Annotated in this window: 1 protein-coding gene and 1 pseudogene; both read left to right on the top strand. The window is 41.5% G+C overall.

All coding sequences use genetic code 11. The annotated features are described in order from the left end of the window. Positions 1 to 174 (top strand): annotated as a pseudogene (locus DD606_RS26830) (RNase H-like domain-containing protein); the annotation flags it as partial. 45 nt (positions 175 to 219) lie between these two features. Next, positions 220 to 898: hypothetical protein (locus DD606_RS25725; RefSeq protein ID WP_139158413.1), on the top strand; the 679-nt coding region annotated here is incomplete at its 3' end.

The following is an 898-nucleotide window of genomic DNA, read 5'->3' as shown; positions in this document are numbered from 1 at the left end:
GTCCAATGTGACACTTGTGGTGATTGTCTTGGAGTTGTTTTGCTCCAAGAAGGGCACGCCATAGCCTATGAAAGTCGAAGGCTCGACCCTGTTGAGCAAGCTCTAGGCATATATGAAAAGGAACTCCTTGCAGTTCTACATGCCTTAGACTCATGGAAGCACTATTTATTGGGGACTCCTTTCATTCTGCGAACGGATCACCAAAGTCTTAAGTACTTCATGACGCAGACCAAGCTCTCCGACAAACAAATGAGGTGGGCAAATTTCCTTTCGCAATTTCATTTTCATATTGCTCACATTGCTGGCAAGCATAATCAAGTAGCCGATGCACTCTCAAGACGACCGAGAGTGAATGCGGTTTCCATAGCAACTCACAATGATCTATCTTCAATGATAGATGAGTATGCTATTGATCCCGATTTTAGAGATGTGATTTCAGCCCTTGCATTAGGGAAGAAAGAAGAACCATTTACTTTACAAGATGGTTATCTTCTCTATGGCAATAGACTATGCGTTACTAACTCACTACGTGAGAAAGTAATGTATGAATCTCATGCTCCTCCTTATGCGGGGCATAGAGGGATTCAGTCTACCCTAAAAGGGATTGAAACATATTTCTATTGGCCTACCATGAAAGCAAACATACAAGAGTATGTTTCTAAATGTGTGGTATGCCAAAAGACAAAGTTTGATAGAGGGAAGCAACCTCGATTGCTTCAACCATTGCCAATCCCTAATTCACCATGGGAGAGCATATCCATGGATTTTATCTTTGGATTGCCTAAGTCTATCCATGGGAATACGGGAATATGGACGATAGTAGACATGTTCAACAAACAAGCTCATTTTATACTTGTCAAAAAGACTATCAAAGCCCATCAAATGGCAACCCTCTTCA

Origin of the sequence: Enterobacter cloacae complex sp. GF14B, assembly GCF_004136805.1 — a bacterium.
Taxonomy (GTDB): Bacteria; Pseudomonadota; Gammaproteobacteria; order Enterobacterales; family Enterobacteriaceae; genus Enterobacter; species Enterobacter hormaechei_C.
The sequence above is the reverse complement of the archived record's forward strand: the minus strand, read 5'-3'. Positions and strand labels throughout refer to the sequence as shown.